At 67.5% G+C, this 15,762-nt stretch carries 15 protein-coding genes; 13 read left to right on the top strand and 2 right to left on the bottom strand.

All coding sequences use genetic code 11. The features are described from left to right. Nucleotides 1–244 precede the first annotated feature (244 nt). Together AB0F41_RS30080 and AB0F41_RS30075 are read right to left on the bottom strand one after the other, a co-directional pair. A complete protein-coding gene (locus AB0F41_RS30080; RefSeq protein WP_357429701.1) occupies nt 245–721 on the bottom strand; it encodes a metallopeptidase family protein in 477 nt (158 codons plus the stop codon). An 85-nt stretch (nt 722–806) separates the two neighbouring features. Continuing rightward, nucleotides 807–1,040, bottom strand: coding sequence for a WhiB family transcriptional regulator (locus tag AB0F41_RS30075; protein ID WP_033243613.1), 234 nt, complete (start codon nt 1,038–1,040; stop codon nt 807–809). Between the two features lie 532 nt (nt 1,041–1,572). On the opposite strand from AB0F41_RS30075, the gene cofD reads away from it, so the two are divergent. The 13 genes from cofD to lpqB all read left to right on the top strand — a co-directional run bounded on the left by cofD (nt 1,573) and on the right by lpqB (nt 15,377). After that, the gene (gene cofD / locus AB0F41_RS30070) at nt 1,573–2,550 is read left to right on the top strand and encodes a 2-phospho-L-lactate transferase (protein WP_357429707.1); all 978 of its coding nucleotides are present in this window, start codon (nt 1,573–1,575) and stop codon (nt 2,548–2,550) included. Continuing rightward, on the top strand, nt 2,547–3,911 hold the full coding sequence (locus tag AB0F41_RS30065; protein WP_357429699.1) for a coenzyme F420-0:L-glutamate ligase: 1,365 nt from the start codon (nt 2,547–2,549) through the stop codon (nt 3,909–3,911). Before cofD ends, AB0F41_RS30065 begins: the two co-directional genes overlap by 4 nt. After that, the gene (locus tag AB0F41_RS30060) at nt 3,908–4,426 is read left to right on the top strand and encodes an NUDIX domain-containing protein (protein ID WP_357429697.1); all 519 of its coding nucleotides are present in this window, start codon (nt 3,908–3,910) and stop codon (nt 4,424–4,426) included. The genes AB0F41_RS30065 and AB0F41_RS30060 overlap by 4 nt, the downstream gene beginning before the upstream one ends. Nucleotides 4,427–4,661: 235 nt before the next feature. Then, nucleotides 4,662–5,894, top strand: a complete 1,233-nt coding sequence (locus AB0F41_RS30055) for an alkane 1-monooxygenase (RefSeq protein ID WP_357429695.1) — start codon at nt 4,662–4,664, stop codon at nt 5,892–5,894. Then, the gene (locus AB0F41_RS30050; RefSeq protein WP_357429705.1) at nt 5,894–6,112 is read left to right on the top strand and encodes a rubredoxin; all 219 of its coding nucleotides are present in this window, start codon (nt 5,894–5,896) and stop codon (nt 6,110–6,112) included. The genes AB0F41_RS30055 and AB0F41_RS30050 overlap by 1 nt, the downstream gene beginning before the upstream one ends. Further along, nucleotides 6,109–6,291 carry a rubredoxin gene (locus AB0F41_RS30045; protein WP_357429693.1) on the top strand — a complete coding sequence of 61 codons (183 nt, stop codon included), beginning with the start codon at nt 6,109–6,111 and terminating at the stop codon, nt 6,289–6,291. The genes AB0F41_RS30050 and AB0F41_RS30045 overlap by 4 nt, the downstream gene beginning before the upstream one ends. 41 nt (nt 6,292–6,332) lie before the next feature. Continuing rightward, nucleotides 6,333–6,950: a TetR family transcriptional regulator gene (locus AB0F41_RS30040; protein WP_357429691.1), complete on the top strand. Its 618-nt coding sequence runs from the start codon at nt 6,333–6,335 to the stop codon at nt 6,948–6,950. Between the two features lie 221 nt (nt 6,951–7,171). Beyond that, nucleotides 7,172–8,335 carry an alkane 1-monooxygenase gene (locus AB0F41_RS30035; RefSeq protein WP_357429689.1) on the top strand — a complete coding sequence of 388 codons (1,164 nt, stop codon included), beginning with the start codon at nt 7,172–7,174 and terminating at the stop codon, nt 8,333–8,335. A gap of 241 nt (nt 8,336–8,576) precedes the next feature. Beyond that, a complete protein-coding gene (gene ahcY, locus AB0F41_RS30030) occupies nt 8,577–10,058 on the top strand; it encodes an adenosylhomocysteinase (RefSeq protein ID WP_357429687.1) in 1,482 nt (493 codons plus the stop codon). A 78-nt stretch (nt 10,059–10,136) separates the two neighbouring features. Beyond that, nucleotides 10,137–10,808, top strand: coding sequence for a dTMP kinase (locus AB0F41_RS30025; RefSeq protein WP_357429685.1), 672 nt, complete (start codon nt 10,137–10,139; stop codon nt 10,806–10,808). 70 nt (nt 10,809–10,878) lie between these two features. Next, nucleotides 10,879–11,565 (top strand): MtrAB system response regulator MtrA, encoded by a 687-nt coding sequence (gene mtrA, locus AB0F41_RS30020; RefSeq protein ID WP_174361910.1) that lies wholly within the window; start codon nt 10,879–10,881, stop codon nt 11,563–11,565. Between the two features lie 111 nt (nt 11,566–11,676). After that, a complete protein-coding gene (gene mtrB, locus AB0F41_RS30015; RefSeq protein ID WP_357429703.1) occupies nt 11,677–13,566 on the top strand; it encodes an MtrAB system histidine kinase MtrB in 1,890 nt (629 codons plus the stop codon). Beyond that, a complete protein-coding gene (gene lpqB, locus AB0F41_RS30010; protein ID WP_357429683.1) occupies nt 13,563–15,377 on the top strand; it encodes an MtrAB system accessory lipoprotein LpqB in 1,815 nt (604 codons plus the stop codon). Before mtrB ends, lpqB begins: the two co-directional genes overlap by 4 nt. Nucleotides 15,378–15,762 lie beyond the last annotated feature (385 nt).

The following is a 15,762-nucleotide window of genomic DNA, read 5'->3' as shown; positions in this document are numbered from 1 at the left end:
GCGACCGACCGGCGGGAGTGAAGAACCGGGTTAATAGGGCCCCACCCTCGAGCGGCGGAGCCGCTCCAAAATCACAGCCCGACCCTTCACGGAGGCGTCGATGCGAACCCCTCTTCGCGGTGGGGTCGCTTCAACCCACGTCCCCAACCCTTGACGGAGGGGTCGATCCGAACCTTCCTTGGCGGTGGGGCCGCTTCAACCCACCTCCCCCACCCTTCCGCGAAGGGGCGGAGCCGCTCCAAAATTACAGCTCGGGGTCGATGACGTCGGGGTCGACGCCCAGGTAGGTCGCGATCTGCTGGACGAGAACCTCGCGGAGCAGTTCTACCAGGTCGTCGGGGTCGCCGGCGCGGAGTTCGAGGGGTTTGCGGAACAGGACCACCCGGGCCCGGATGGGGGTGCCGTGCCGGTCGACGCCCGCGGGGATGAGGCGGGACAGTGGTACCGGTCCGTCGGCTACTACTTCGTCCGGCCAGGTCACCGTGTCGGGGTGGAGGGGGCGGATTTTCGGGACATCGTCGACGGCGATATCCAGTTTGGTGAGGCGGTCGTGCCAGCGGGTGTCCAGTGGTGCGAACGCTTCGAGTACGAGGCGGTCGAATTTCTGGCCGCGGGTGCGCCAGGCGGGGACGGTCGGGGGCAGCATCGGCCCGCGCACGCCGCGGCCGCGACGGCTGACCGACCGGGCGGTCGGGGGTCTGCGGTTGCGGGATCGTGCCATGACTGCCAACGTTAGTCAGTGATCGCCGACCGCGACGGCCCGCCCCGGCCACGTGCTCCGGGGCGCACCGACGCGAGCGGTGTCGTCAGCCGATACCGCGCTTGAGGCGCCGGCGCTCCCGCTCCGACAGGCCGCCCCAGATACCGAATCGCTCATCATGTGCGAGCGCGTATTCCAGGCACTCGTCGCGGACCTCGCAGCCCATGCAGATTCGCTTGGCTTCGCGCGTGGATCCGCCTTTTTCCGGAAAGAAGGCTTCCGGGTCGGTCTCCGCGCACAGTGCGCGTTCCTGCCACTGTTCTTCGATGGAGTCGAACATCTCGTCGAAACCGGTCACGATCAAGCTGAGCCGGGGCGTCGATTCTCGCTCACTCCGATCGCGATCGGTCCAGCCGTTGTCGGCAGCGGCGCTTCGTGCTGCGCCTGCCGTGGAATCGGTTCGCGATACACCCACCGGAATGCCGGCCGGGGCCAGTTCTTCGGCCATCGCTCCGCCTCCTCACTGTGTGTTAGCGCAGAATGATTTCTTTCCGTCGATCCACACGCATACCGACGGCCAAACTCCGCGACGTTGTCTCGCGGACTTCCCCGAGCCGCCATTCCCATTCGAACACTCGTTCGAATTTCCGTGCGCGCCATGTACTTCCCGCGCGATCCGGAATGACATGTCTGTGATTAGACACGCCGCCGGTGCCGATGGTCAAGCCACCGTCACTATTCCGTTACTATCCCGCGCGGCATTCCGAGTCGATCTTGTGACCCGAATAGCAAATGAGCGGCAAATATAGCCGAACGCGCACTATTTTCCGGGCGGCATAGTGTGTACAGATGTGACTTCACAACAAGCGGACATCGGACCCGCCAATGGTCCCCGGATCGCCGTCCTGGTCGGCGGAGTCGGTGGCGCGCGGTTCCTGCTGGGCGTCCGGGAGCTGCTGCCCGAAGCGAAGGTTTCCGCCATCGTCAATGTGGGCGATGACGTCTGGATGCACGGGCTGAGAATCTGTCCCGACCTCGATACCTGCATGTATACGCTCGGCGGTGGAATTGATCCGGAGCGCGGCTGGGGCCGGCTGGGAGAAACCTGGCACGCGAAGGAGGAGTTGGCGAAATATCACGCCCAGCCGGACTGGTTCGGACTGGGGGATCGGGATATCGCCACGCATCTCGTTCGTACCGAAATGTTGCGCGCCGGGTATCCGCTCTCGGCAGTTACCGAAGCGCTCTGCAATCGATGGCAACCGGGTGTGGAACTCATCCCGGCAACCGACGATCGCTGCGAAACGCATGTAGTTATCAGTGATCCGGACAACCCCAGCGAACGCCGCGCGATCCATTTCCAGGAGTGGTGGGTTCGGTACCGCGCGGACGTTCGAACTCACGGATTCGCCACAATCGGGGCGGATGACGCCAAACCGGCCCCTAATGTGACTGAACTCATAAGCAATGCAGATGCGGTATTACTCGCCCCCTCGAACCCCGTCGTCAGCGTGGGTTCCATCCTCGCGGTGCCCGGAATCCGGGGCGCTCTGCGCACCACGAAGGCGCCGGTGATCGGGATTTCCCCGGTGATCGACGGCAAGCCGTTGCGCGGTATGGCCGACGAATGCCTCTCGGTGATCGGTGTCGAGACCACGGCCGAAGCGATTGGCCGGCACTACGGATCCCGTTCGGCCACAGGCATTCTCGATGGATGGCTGATCCACACCACCGATGCCGCCGAGGTGCCGGGCGTGGAGGTACGCAGCGTGCCGCTGCTGATGACCGACCCGCCGACCACTGCCGAAATGGTGCGCGCGGCACTCGAACTGGCGGGAGTGAAACCGTGACCGAGTCTTACGCGCAACCACTGATCGCCGATCACGCCGCGACGGAATTGCGCATTCTGCCGATAACGGGGCTGCCGGAATTCCGCCCCGGCGACGATGTCGCGGACCGGATCGCCGCCGCGGCCCCCTGGCTGGCCGACGGCGATATCCTCGTGGTCACCAGCAAGATCGTCGCCAAGGCCGAGGGCCGGATAGTGCCCGCGCCCACCGATCCGGAGCAGCGCGACACCGCGCGGCGGCGGCTGGTGGAACAGGAATCGGTACGGGTGGTGGCGCGTCGGGGACGCACGCTGATCACCGAGAACCGGCTGGGCATCGTCCAGGCCGCGTCCGGGGTGGACGGGTCCAATGTGGAGCGCGACGAACTCGTCCTGCTCCCCTCCGATCCGGATGGAAGCGCGAAAGGGCTGCGTTCCGCGCTCGCCACCCGGCTCGGGGTGAATGTGGCGGTCGTGATCACCGACACCATGGGCCGCGCCTGGCGTAACGGGCAGACCGATGTCGCGATCGGATCCGCGGGACTGCGTGTGCTGCACGACTATTCGGGCACCGTGGACGGGCAGGGCAACGAACTCCAGGTGACCCAGGTCGCCCTCGCCGACGAGCTCGCCGCGGCCGCGGATCTGGTGAAGGGCAAATTGGGCGGGGTCCCGGTCGCGGTGGTGCGCGGGCTCGCGCTCACCGACGATGGATCGACCGCGGCCGATCTGGTGCGCGCGGGTACCGATGATCTGTTCTGGCTCGGCACCGCCGAGGCATTGCAACGCGGACGGTCCGAGGCCGTGCTGATGCGGCGTTCGGTGCGCGCCTTCGCGGACGGCCCGGTCGATCCCGAGCGGATCCGCGCGGCGACGGCGGTGGCGCTGACCGCGCCCGCACCGCATCACACCCGTCCGGTGCGCTTCGTCTGGCTGCGCGACCGAGCCCTGCGTGACCGGCTGCTCGCCGCGATGGCCGAGGCCTGGCGGGCCGACCTCACGCGAGACGGGCTGGATCCGGAGCGGGTGCGCCGCCGGGTGGACCGGGGCCGCATCCTTTTCGACGCCCCCGAGGTGATCATCCCGTTCTGTGTGCCCGACGGCGCCCACGACTATCCCGACGAGCGGCGCCGCGCCGCGGAGCGGACCATGTTCACCGTCGCGGTGGGCGCCGCGGTTCAGGGGCTGCTGGTCGCGCTCGCGGCCGAGGGACTGGGCAGTTGCTGGATCGGCTCGACGATCTTCGCCCCGGAGGTCACCCGGGAGGTGCTCGGCCTGGACGGTGACTGGGCTCCACTGGGGGCCGTCGCCGTCGGGCATCCGCTCGAGGAGTTGACCCCCCGCGACCCCCGCGACCCCGCATCGGGTCTGGTGGAGCTGTGAGCGCCCGGTCCCTGCACGATTCGGCGACCGAACTGCTCACCGGCTGGAAACCCGAATCCGGGCCCGAGTCCTCGCTGCGGGAGGCGATGCTGGCATTCCTCGGTTCGGCTCCGCGCGGCTGCCTGCGTGAGCACGCGCCCGGGCATATCACCGCCTCGGCGGTGGTGTTCTCCGCCGACGGGCGTGACGTGTTGTTGACCTTGCATCCGCGGGTCGGCCGCTGGATCCAGCTCGGCGGACACTGCGAGGAGGCCGACGAGACGGTCGCCGATGCCGCCCTGCGGGAGGCCACCGAGGAGTCCGGTATTCCCGGCCTGCGCGCGGAAGCGGGGCTCTACGCGGCTCAGGCGCACCCGATCACCTGTTCGCTGGGAGTCCCGACCCGGCATCTGGACCTGCTGTTCCGGTTCACCGCGCCGCCGGGCGCGGTGCCGGTGCGCAGCGCCGAATCCACCGATCTGCGGTGGTGGCCGGTGGACGCGCTACCGCCGGATTCCGATGTGCTGATCCGCTGACGCGGTCGCTGCTCGCCTGTGCACGGGCGAGCAGCGACCCGGACCGATCGCCGATTGACCTCGGTTCAGGTCACGCCCAGGTCAAAAACATGCGTCAACGCTGATCCGAACTCTTTCAAAGCCATAAACCTCGCCACTCCAGGGCCTTACCGCGCCTACCGTCGATAGCGACACCGCGGCGTGCGCAAGTGAGACGGCAGCCGAGCCTGCCAGCCCTACTAGAAGCGAGACAGTGATGTCTGTCCAGCCCACCGAGACTGCTCCACCACGGCCATGGCGGGATCCCAAGCGCTACCTGTGGCTGTGGGGTCTGTTCGCGCCCACGGGCCTGTTCACCGTCGGGGTGCCCTTGATCTGCGTGGCCGGCCTTTCCGGCTGGGACGAGCTGGTGCGCGTCGCCTTCTGGCTCGGCCCGCTCCTGGTGTACCTGCTGATCCCGCTCGCCGATCTGGCCTTCGGCTCGGATAGCTCCAACCCGCCCGACGAGGTCCTGGAGGCGCTGGAGAACGACCGGTACTACCGCTACCTCACCTATCTGTATCTGCCGTGCCAGTACGCCACCCTGGTCACCGCCTGCTATCTGATCACCGCCGACAATCTGCGGCTACCCGGTATCGACGGCGGACTGCTCATGGCCGACAAGATCGGTCTGGCGCTCACGGTCGGAGTGATCGGGGGTATCGGCATCAACACCGCCCACGAACTCGGGCACAAGAAGGTCGATATGGAACGCAAACTGTGCCGCATCGCGCTGGCCCAGACGGCGTACGGCCATTTCTACATCGAGCACAACCGCGGCCATCATGTTCGGGTGGCGACCCCCGAGGATCCGGCCAGCGCCCGGCTGGGCGAGAGTTTCTGGGCCTTCCTACCGCGATCGGTTCGCGGGGGCGTGCGCTCGGCCTGGGATCTGGAGCGCACCCGGCTGCGCCGGCTGGGCCGTGGTCCGTGGAGTCTGCACAACGACGTGCTGACGGCCTGGTTACTGACCGCCGGCCTGTTCGCCGCGCTCGCGGCGGTTTTCGGACCCGGCCTGCTGCCGTATCTGGTGCTCCAGGCGGTGATGGGTTTCGGGCTGCTGGAGGCGGTGAACTATCTCGAGCACTACGGTCTCGCCCGTGCCCGCACCGGCTCCGGCCGTTACGAGCGGCCCGGTCCGGCGCACAGCTGGAACAGTGACCATCTGATCACCAATATCTTCCTCTACCACCTACAGCGGCACAGCGATCACCATACGCATCCCACCCGCCGCTACCAGACCCTGCGCAGCCGGGAGGAGGCCCCGGCGCTGCCCGCGGGTTACGCCGGCATGATCCTGCTCGCCTATATCCCGCCGCTGTGGCGGCGGGTGATGGACAAACGCGTCCTCGCGCACTACGACGGCGATATCTCCCGGGCCAATATCCATCCCCGGGCGCGGGAACGGGTTCTGACCCGGTACCACGCCGAACCGGCGGAGGCGGCGTGATGAGGGCGTATCGCTGTCCGGGCTGCGACTACGTCTACGACGAAGCGGCCGGTGCGCCGCGCGAGGGATTCCCGCCCGGTACGCCCTGGTCGGCGGTTCCCGACGAATGGTGCTGCCCGGATTGCGCGGTCCGGGAGAAGGTCGATTTCGAGCCGGTATGTGCCCCGGCCCCCGAGGTGGGGCGGCGCGTGTCGAACGAAAGGCCGGGTCTCGCATGAACGACTTCAAGCTGTACCGATGTGCGCAGTGCGGGTTCGAGTACGACGAGGCCGAGGGCTGGCCCGAGGACGGGATCGCGCCGGGAACGCGCTGGAGCGAGATCCCGGATGACTGGAGCTGTCCGGACTGCGGGGCGGCCAAGGCGGATTTCTTCATGGTGGAAATCGAACGAACTTGAAACTTTGACTGAAACGGCCCGGCCGTGCCAGGGTCGCAGCCATGCCGAGCACCGGATCCCGGAATGCCGCACAGGGGTTTGCGCGTGAGTTACTGCGCACCTCGATCCTCGACGCGATGCGGGAGCTGCTGCTGCTACGTGACTGGTCGAAGATCACCCTCACCGACGTCGCGACCGGCGCGGGGGTGAGCCGCCAGACCCTGTACAACGAATTCGGTTCACGCGGCGGCCTGGCCGAGTCCTACGCAATCCGCCTGGCCGACGATCTCGTCGACCATGTGGAGACCGCGCTGGCGGCCAATATCGGTGACGCTGCCGCCTCCATCCGCGAGGGCCTGGCCGGCTATTTCCAGGACGCGGCCCGGGACCCGCTGGTGCAATCGCTGTTGACGGGCGAGGTGAAACTCGACCTGCTGCGCCTGATCACTCTCGACGCCGGACCACTGATCGCGCACGCCACCGGCCGCCTCTCCGGTGTCATCCAGCGCAGCTGGATCGCCGCGACCGCCGAACAGGCCGATACCTTCGCCCACGCGCTGGTACGGCTGGCAATCAGTTTCATACCGACCCCGCCCGGACCGGATTACGACGCCCCCACCGAATTGGGCCGGGTTTTCAGTCCGTATGTGGCGGCGATCCTGGCCGCCCGGTCGCACTGAGATCGCTGTGGAATCCCGTCGCCGCCCGGGTGCGTCCTGGGCTGCCCGTCTGCCGGTTGCGGGTGGTGCGCCGGAGGCGAGCGCTTGCCACGTACCGGGCCGTCGGTTCGGTCCCGTCGTGTAACGGTTACCACGTTTGGGGCGAACAATGACGCAATGAAGACGCGGGTTCTGCAAATATGTAGGCCGCTGTAAGTTCGGTATTCAATAGCGGGGCAAACGTGCAACTGGTTGGCAAGTCGGCCGGATCGGCCGATCCCAAACGCCATCTGTGGGTGTTGGGCCTGATCGCCCCTGCCTGCGCGTTGCTGCCCTCGCAGCTGGTGTTGCACACGGGCCTCGAGGTGTTCTGGTGGATCGGGCCACTGGTGATCCTGATACTCATCCCACTGCTCGACATCCTGGTCGGCGACGACGGCACCAATCCCCGCGAAGAGGACTACGAAACCCTCTCCAACGACCGCTATTACCGCTGGTGCACCTACCTCTTCCTGCCCATCCAGCTGGTCGGGTTGACGCTCGCCGGATATCTGTGGGCAGGCAGCGAGCTGAGCGTCCTCGACAAGATCGGGCTCGCGACCACCCTCGGGCTGGTATCCGGAATCGGGATCAACGCCGCCCACGAACTCGGCCACCGGGTCGAACGCCTGGAACGCTGGCTGGCCAAGGTCGCGCTGGCGCAATCCGGTTACGGGCATTTCTTCGTCGAGCACAACCGCGGCCACCATGTCCGGGTCGCGACCCCCGAGGATCCGGCCAGCGGCCGGTTCGGTGAGAGTCTGTGGGAATTCCTGCCGCGCAGTGTGCTCGGCGGCTTCCGTTCCGCGATCACCCTCGAGCGGGAACGGCTGCGGCGTACCGGCAGCGGCTGGTGGTCGCCTCGCAACAACATCCTGCAGGCCTGGTCGATGACCGTGGTGCTGTTCGGTGCGCTGATGCTGGTATTCGGCTGGGAAATCCTGCCCTACCTGCTGCTGCAGGCCGCGATCGGCGCCGGGCTCCTGGAAACGGTCAACTACATCGAGCACTACGGGCTGCTGCGGGAACGCCGCCCGGACGGGCGTTACCGACGCTGCACCCCGCGCGACAGCTGGAACAGCGACCGCCTCGTCACCAATATCTTCCTCTTCCACCTCCAGCGGCACAGCGACCACCACGCCAACCCCGGCCGCCGCTATCAGACGCTGCGCAGCTCCGACGAGGCGCCGCAGCTGCCGGCGGGCTACGCGGCGATGGTGGTGCTGGCGGCGATCCCGCCGCTGTGGCACCGGGTGATGGACAAACGGGTCCTCGCGCACTACGACGGCGATCTCGGCCGGGTCAACATCGCACCGCGGCTGCGGCGGCGGGCGGCCCAGGCCGGGACCCGGCGGGTCGCGGCATAGTCCTCCCACGTCCGGTGCGGCCGCGCCGACACCGGCCCGACACCCGACCGGCGCGGCCGAACCCCGGTGGTCCGGTACCGGCTAGCCTTGCCATCGAGACCGTGTTTACCGGGCATGGCCGAGGTCTGGCCGTTCGGTCCGCCTCCTGACGCGGAGGCCGGAGCGAATGCGGAGGTATCGCACTACCGCCTCCGGGCCCGACTAGCCCATGCCGATATCGAGAGAAGGCTGATCCACGCTGATGACGACCTCCGAACTGCCTCGAACCTCGTTGAGTCCCGACACCCGCAACGGCATCGACTACAAGGTGGCGGATCTGTCGCTGGCCGAATTCGGCCGCAAGGAGATCCGGCTGGCCGAGCACGAGATGCCCGGACTGATGGCCCTGCGCCACGAGTACGGCGATGTCGCGCCGCTGAAGGGCGCCCGCATCTCCGGTTCGCTGCATATGACCGTCCAGACCGCGGTGCTGATCGAAACCCTCACCGAGCTGGGCGCGCAGGTGCGTTGGGCCTCCTGCAATATCTTCTCGACCCAGGATCACGCCGCCGCGGCCGTGGTGGTGGGCCCGCACGGCACCGTCGATGAACCGAAGGGCATCCCGGTGTTCGCCTGGAAGGGCGAAACGCTGGAGGAGTACTGGTGGGCCGCCGAGCAGATGCTCACCTGGCCGGGTGAACCGGCCAATATGATCCTCGACGACGGCGGCGACGCCACCATGCTGGTGCTGCGCGGTGCCCAGTTCGAGAAGGCCGGCGTGGTACCCCCGGCCGACAAGGACCATTCCGCCGAGTACACGGTCTTCCTCAACCTGCTGCGGGAGCGGTTCGAGACCGATAAGGGCAAATGGTCCGCGATCGCCCAGAGTGTCAAGGGTGTCACCGAGGAGACCACCACCGGCGTACTGCGGCTGTACCAGTTCGCCGCCGCGGGCGAACTGACCTTCCCCGCCATCAATGTCAACGATTCGGTGACCAAATCGAAGTTCGACAACAAATACGGCACCCGGCATTCGCTGATCGACGGCATCAACCGTGGCACCGATGTGCTCATCGGCGGCAAGAAGATCCTGATCTGCGGATACGGCGATGTCGGTAAGGGGTGCGCGGAATCGCTGGCCGGGCAGGGCGCCCGCGTCCAGGTCACCGAGATCGACCCCATCAACGCCCTCCAGGCGCTGATGGACGGCTACGACGTCGTCACGGTCGAGCAGGCCATCGGCGCGGCCGATATCGTGATCACCTCGACCGGCAACAAGGACATCATCACGCTCGACCATATGCGGGCGATGAAGGACCAGGCCATTCTCGGCAATATCGGCCATTTCGACAACGAAATCGATATGGCGGCCCTGGAGCGGTCCGGCGCCACGAGGTTGAATATCAAACCTCAGGTCGATCTGTGGACGTTCGGTGATTCCGGCAAGGCCATCATCGTGCTGTCGGAGGGGCGTCTGCTCAATCTCGGCAACGCCACCGGCCACCCCTCGTTCGTGATGAGCAACAGCTTCTCCAACCAGGTGATCGCCCAGATCGAACTGTGGACCAAGCCCGAGGAATACGACAACGAGGTCTACCGGCTGCCCAAGGTGCTGGACGAGAAGGTCGCCCGCATCCATGTGGAGGCGCTGGGTGGCACCCTGACCAAGCTCACCAAGGACCAGGCCGAGTACATCAACGTCGATGTCGAAGGCCCGTTCAAGCCGGAGCATTACCGGTACTGATCCGGCCCGTTTTCCGGTCTCCAACGCGCCCGCCTGCCTCCGCAGGCGGGCGCGTTCGTCCCGAGTACGCTGCACCTCATGGGTGTGCTGGTCTCGGTGGAAGGCCTCGACGGAGCGGGTAAACGCACGCTGATCACGGGTCTGGTCACGGCGTTGGAGGCGCGCGGGTTGCGCGTGGACTCGCTCGCGTTCCCGCGGTACGGACGGTCGGTGCACGCGGATCTGGCCGCCGAGGCGCTGCGCGGCGCGCACGGCGATCTGGCCGGATCGGTGAACGCCATGGCGGTCCTTTTCGCACTCGACCGGGCCGGCGCCGCCGACGAACTCGCGAAATCACTCGCCGATCACGATGTGGTCCTGCTGGACCGGTATGTGGCGTCCAATGCGGCGTACAACGCCGCGCGGCTGGGGCAATCGGCCGACGGGGAAATGGTGCGCTGGGTGGGTGAATTGGAATTCGGCCGGTTCGAGCTCCCGGTGCCCCGGGTGCAGCTGCTCCTGGACGTTCCGGTGGAGGTCGCGTCGGTGCGCGCCCGGCGGCGCGCCGAACTCGACAGCACCCGGGAACTCGATGCCTACGAACGCGACAGCGGATTACAGGAACGTACCGCCGCCGTGTACCGTGATCTTGCTCGGCGCGATTGGTACGGAACCTGGTGGGTTTTCCGGTTCACCGGCGAGGGATCCGGCCGTATCACCGAGGAAATGAACGAATTGGCCGCGCGGCTCGCCGCACTGGTCGCGAATTAGTGTTGGATATCCGGCGGGAACGCGCCCGAGTGTGGCGTGGCGACCCGTTACGAGCGCGGGAGATGACAACATAGTAACTATGAAGCCGAAGATTCTGGTCGTCGACGACGATATGGCGCTCGCGGAGATGCTCACCATCGTCCTGCGGGGCGAGGGGTTCGACCCGCACGTGGTCGGCGACGGCACCCAGGCCCTGTCGGCGGTTCGTGAGATCCGGCCCGATCTGGTGCTGCTGGATCTCATGCTGCCGGGCATGAACGGTATCGACGTATGCCGGGTGCTGCGCGCCGATTCCGGTGTGCCGATCGTGATGCTCACCGCGAAAACCGATACCGTCGATGTGGTACTCGGCCTCGAATCCGGGGCCGACGACTACATCGTCAAACCGTTCAAACCCAAGGAACTGGTGGCCCGGGTGCGCGCGCGGCTGCGCCGCACCGAGGAGGAGCCGGCCGAGCTGCTGACCATCGCCGATATCGTCATCGACGTGCCGGCGCACAAGGTCACCCGCGAGGGGGCGCAGATCTCGCTGACGCCGCTGGAATTCGATCTGCTCGTGGCGCTGGCGCGCAAACCCCGGCAGGTGTTCACCCGCGAGGTTCTGCTCGAACAGGTCTGGGGTTACCGGCACGCGGCCGATACCCGGCTGGTCAACGTGCATGTGCAGCGACTGCGGGCCAAGGTCGAGAAGGATCCGGAGAACCCGGAGATCGTCCTGACCGTCCGCGGTGTGGGGTACAAGGCCGGACCGCCGTGATCCGGTCCGAGTTGTCGCGGGCCCGGAGGCGGTAACTTGCGTGACCACGAAGGGTCCCGCACGGCTCCGGACTCGGGGCAGGTCGGGCGCCTTGCCGAAATACGCAAGGCGATGGTGCCGGTCGAGCGGTGGTTCCAGCACGCCGGTAAATCACTGGGTCTGCTGTGGCGGCGTTCGCTGCAGCTCCGGGTCATCGTTTCGACCCTGACGCTGTCGCTGATCGTCATCACGGTGCTGGGCGTCGTGCTGACCAGCCAGATCACCGACCGCCTCCTCGACGCGAAGATCAACGCCGGGGTCGAGGAGATGGACCGCGTCCGCAACACCGTGGAGGGACAGCTCGCCGGTATCAGCGATCCCACCAGCCAGCAGCAGCGGCTCGCCGACGCCCGCGATTCGCTGTCGAACCGGCGCGATTCCAGCCGCTCCAGTGATGCCGCGGGCAGTTTCGACGCGGCCCTGGTGATGATCGGCGGGGCACCGCAGCAGGTGATGGCCGCGGGGCCGATTCAGGAGGTTCCCGACTCATTGCGCCGCTTCGTGCAGCGCAACCAGGTGAGCTACCAGTTCGCCACCGTCGCCGATCCGGACGGCTATCACGGCCGGGCGCTGATCATCGGCAGTCCCAGCTCCGAAGTGCCCACCCTGGAGATCTATCTGATCTTCCCGCTGGGCAACGAGGAACGCAGTCTGGCGCTGATGCGCGGGACCATGCTGGTCGGCGGGGTGGTGCTGCTGATCCTGCTGGCCGCCATCACCGCCCTGGTGACCCGGCAGGTGGTGCTTCCCATCCGCTCCGCCGCGCGCATCGCCGGGCGGTTCGCCGACGGCCGGCTCAAAGAACGCATGCTGGTGCGCGGCGACGACGATATCGCGCGGCTGGCCAAAGCCTTCAACGAGATGGCCGAGAGCCTGTCCAACCAGATCAACCAGCTCGAAGAGTTCGGTAATCTGCAGCGCCGGTTCACCTCCGATGTCAGTCACGAACTGCGGACTCCGCTGACCACGGTGCGGATGGCCGCCGATCTGATCCACGGCAGCAGTGACGATCTGGACCCCGCCCTGGCTCGCAGCGCGGAACTGCTGGTGACCGAGCTGGACCGGTTCGAGGGACTGCTCAACGATCTGCTCGAGATCTCCCGCCACGACGCCGGAGTCGCCGAACTCCAGGTGGAATCGCTGGATGTGCGGATGTGTGTGCGGGCGGCGATCTCCACCGTCCGGCATCTCGCGCGTGACGCGGCGGTCGAGGTCGTGATCGATCTGCCCGAGGAACCGGTGGTCGCCGAGGTCGACCCGCGCCGGGTGGAGCGGGTGCTGCGTAACCTGCTCGCCAACGCCATCGACCACAGCGAGGGCAAACCGGTGCTCATCCGGATGCGCGGCGATACCGAGGCCAACGCACTCGCCGTGGTGGTGCGGGATCAGGGCGTGGGCCTGCGCCCCGGCGAGGAGAAGCTGGTCTTCAGCCGATTCTGGCGATCGGATCCCTCGCGGATGCGCCGATCCGGCGGCACCGGTCTCGGATTGTCCATCAGCGTGGAGGACGCGAACCTGCACGATGGGAAACTCGAGGCGTGGGGGCGGCCCGGGGTCGGCGCCAGCTTCCGGCTGACGCTGCCGCTGGTCCGCGGACAGAAACTCGGTAAGAGCCCGCTCCCGCTGGAGCCGGGTATGCGGCGGGTGCCTCGCCGGCCGCATACCGACGAGCACAGCACCGCGGAACTGGGTCCGCCTGTCAGCGAAACCGAACCGTGGGCCCCCCAGCGGACCGACCGCGCGGAATCGGCGTCGGCCACCGAACCAGACCCGGAGGCAGTGGCGGACGGCGCCACCACCGTCCCGGTCGAGACGCCCGCGCCGGATACCGCCACCCCCGACCCCACCCCGGCCGCCGTGGAACCGGGTCCCGGGCCGGATACCGGCCCCCGCGACACGAGCGATTCCGAGGCCCCCACCGAAGGGCGGAAATCCACCGACAGCGGAGACCAGAAATCATGACCGTGCGCTCCGGATATCCCCGATGGTTACGGCTGTTCACCGTGCTCGCCGCCATCGCGGCGCTGGTGGCCGCGGGCGGGTGCGCGAACCTGCCCGATTCCTCGCAGCCCCAGGCGCTCGGCACCATCCAGCAGGAACCCACGGCCGAAGGCCCGCCACTACCCACCGAGGGCCGCGATCCCGACCTGCTGCTGGGCGATTTCCTGAAGGCCACCGCCGACCCGACCGACGGCCATCTCGCCGCCCGCCAGTACATGACCCCCGCGGCATCCACCCAGTGGAACGACGCCGACTCGAACGTCATCGTGGAACGGGCGGATACGCTGCGCGAATCACGGACCGAGAACGAGGCGACCTACGTGTTGCGCGCCCGGAAGGTCGGCGAACTCGCCCCGGACGGCTCCTACCACGCGGCCGACGGGATCATCGAGCACAAGATCGAGATGAACCGGGTCGACGGGGAATGGCGTATCGACGAACTCCCCGACGGCGTGGTGATGGAGTACAGCGCGTTCACCCAGTCCTACCGGCGCCAGGCGCTGTATTTCGTGACCGCCGACGGCCAGCACGTGGCACCGGACCTGCGCTGGATATCGGTACGCCCCGACGAAGTGGCAGCGCACCTGGTCGGCATGCTGATCGCCGGGCCGCAGCCCTTCATCGCCCCGGCGGTGCGCAACTACCTGGCGCCGCCCGTCGCCGTGCGCGGCGCCGTCACCAAGGCCAACGGCGATCCGGTCGGCGTGGGCGTGGGACTCGGCGGCGTGCGGATCGACTTCTCCGGTGTCGGTGACCTCGGCGCCCGCGACCGCGAACTGTTCGCCGCCCAGGTGATCCTGACCCTGGCCTCCGCCGAGGTACTCGGGCCCTACATGCTGCTCGCGGACGGCCGCCCGCTGGACGAGCGCTTCGCCGGCAGTGGCTGGTCGGTCGACGATCTCGGCTCGATCGCCGATTCCATCCAGCCCCAGGCCCAGGTGGGTCTGCACGCACTGCGCAACGGCGCCCTCGTCGAAGTCGGCAACAACAGCTCGCTCACACCCACCCCCGGGTATTTCGGTTCGGTGCAGAACCTGCAATCGGTAGGGCTCTCGCCCGACGGGAAGCTCATCGCGGCCGTCGCGGACGCGGGCCGGGCGCCACCGCAACCGCAACGCACCCTGATGGTGGGCAGCTACGGTGGCAACGCGTTCCCGGTCGCCGAGGGCGGCGCGATCACCCGCCCGTCCTGGACCGCCGACGGCAGCGCCGCCTGGGCGGTCATCAACGGTGACCGGGTCATCCGGGCGGTCACGAATCGCGATACCGGCAACGTATCGGTGCAGGAAGTCGATACCACCCAGTTGTTCGCCGACGATTCCGGGTCCGCCATCGAAGCACCCATCACCGAATTGCGGATATCCCGCAACGGAGTCAGCGCGGCGCTGATCGCCGACGGCGAGGTGTACACCGCGATGGTGCTGCGCCGGCCCGACGGCGGTTTCGCGCTCACCTCACCACAACAGATCGCGATCGAACTCAGCGCGCCCGCGACCTCACTGGACTGGTTCAGCGACGATACGATCATCCTCGCCGGCAGCGGCACGGTCGACCCGGTGCGCACGGTCAAGATCGACGGCTCGGGTATGTCCTCGCTGGGCGGGCGCAACCTCACTCCGCCGGTCCGGCTGGTCACCGGCTCCGTCGCACGCCAGTACGTCGCGGATTCGCGGGCGGTGCTGGAACTGACCCGGACACCGGAGAGTGGGGACCCGTATTGGCGTGAGGTGCCGGGGTTGGGTGCGGACGCGGTGCCGGTACTGCCGGGTTGACATATCCGGCTTGGATCGGTGCGGGGCGGTGGGCCGTCTCCTGTTCGGGTACCAGGGGCGCGAAGGTGTTTGAGCGGGCTTGTTTGTGAAGGTGGGGGGTGGCGTTGCTCGCGAGGGTGGGGGGTGGCGTTGCTCGCGAGGGTGGGGGGTGGCGTTGCTCGCGAGGGTGGGGGGTGGCGTTGCTCGCGAGGGTGGGGGGTGACGTTGCTCGCGAGGGTGGGGAGGTGATCTTGCTCGCGAAGGTGGGGAGGTGACCTTGCCTGCCAGGGTGGGGAGGTGACCTTGCTCGCGAAGGTGCTGTGTTTATTGGCGCGCTGGCGCGCGCGGGGTTCGGCCCCCGAAGCGTCTGCTGTCAGCCCTCGAGACTCGCGGCTGCGCCGCCTCG

Origin of the sequence: Nocardia sp. NPDC024068, from assembly GCF_040638875.1 — a bacterium.
Taxonomy (GTDB): Bacteria; Actinomycetota; Actinomycetes; order Mycobacteriales; family Mycobacteriaceae; genus Nocardia.
This window is presented reverse-complemented; position numbering and strand designations above follow the sequence as displayed.

Coding starts and splice junctions, on each gene's coding strand:
- AB0F41_RS30045 (WP_357429693.1), top strand. CDS start 6,109: ATGAACGACTTCAAGCTGTACCGATGTGCGCAGTGCGGGTTCGAGTAC.
- ahcY (WP_357429687.1), top strand. CDS start 8,577: ATGACGACCTCCGAACTGCCTCGAACCTCGTTGAGTCCCGACACCCGC.
- lpqB (WP_357429683.1), top strand. CDS start 13,563: ATGACCGTGCGCTCCGGATATCCCCGATGGTTACGGCTGTTCACCGTG.
- AB0F41_RS30040 (WP_357429691.1), top strand. CDS start 6,333: ATGCCGAGCACCGGATCCCGGAATGCCGCACAGGGGTTTGCGCGTGAG.
- AB0F41_RS30080 (WP_357429701.1), bottom strand. CDS start 721: ATGGCACGATCCCGCAACCGCAGACCCCCGACCGCCCGGTCGGTCAGC.
- AB0F41_RS30050 (WP_357429705.1), top strand. CDS start 5,894: ATGAGGGCGTATCGCTGTCCGGGCTGCGACTACGTCTACGACGAAGCG.
- AB0F41_RS30075 (WP_033243613.1), bottom strand. CDS start 1,040: ATGTTCGACTCCATCGAAGAACAGTGGCAGGAACGCGCACTGTGCGCG.
- AB0F41_RS30055 (WP_357429695.1), top strand. CDS start 4,662: ATGTCTGTCCAGCCCACCGAGACTGCTCCACCACGGCCATGGCGGGAT.
- mtrB (WP_357429703.1), top strand. CDS start 11,677: ATGGTGCCGGTCGAGCGGTGGTTCCAGCACGCCGGTAAATCACTGGGT.
- AB0F41_RS30025 (WP_357429685.1), top strand. CDS start 10,137: ATGGGTGTGCTGGTCTCGGTGGAAGGCCTCGACGGAGCGGGTAAACGC.